The 592-nt window shown below is 50.3% G+C and carries 1 protein-coding gene; it reads left to right on the top strand.

Annotated features, from left to right (window positions below; all coding sequences use genetic code 11):
- On the top strand, window positions 1–592 hold a 592-nt coding region (locus tag R7O13_RS28915), incomplete at both ends, for an ATP-binding protein (protein WP_318305468.1).

Below are 592 nucleotides of genomic sequence, written 5' to 3'. Positions count from 1 at the left end.
TAAGACCTGTTAAAGGTGTGCTTCCTGCCGCGTTGGCTGCAAGCAAAGTAGGACGTCATTTGGTGGTGCCTCATGTCAATGGCGATCAAGCGGCGTTGGTGGGCAAAGAGCAACATAAGTCAGCGCAATCCTTACTTGAGGTGTGTGCGGAGTTATGTGGTCAGCATCGTCTCAATCTTTATCAAACTCCGAAGCGAAAAACGGTTGAAAAACATGGTCGAGATCTACAAGACATCATTGGCCAGCAACAAGGCAAGCGTGCTCTAGAAATTGCGGCGGCTGGAAACCACAACCTACTTTTCCTTGGTCCTCCTGGTACAGGAAAAACCATGCTGGCGTCGCGTTTATGCGACTTACTGCCGGAGATGAGCGACGAAGAAGCGATGGAAACGGCTTCAGTCGCATCACTGACGCAAAGTGAGATTAATGAGCACAACTGGAAGTCGCGTCCGTTTCGTGCGCCGCACCATTCCAGTTCGATGGCGGCATTAGTTGGTGGTGGCTCGGTGCCAAGACCAGGTGAGATTTCTTTTGCTCACAATGGGTTATTGTTCCTTGATGAAATGCCGGAGTTTGACCGTAAAGTGTTGGA

Source organism: Vibrio sp. Y176, assembly GCF_033438945.1.
Note: the sequence above shows the minus strand (reverse complement) of the source record. Positions and strands in the feature narration are given on the sequence as shown.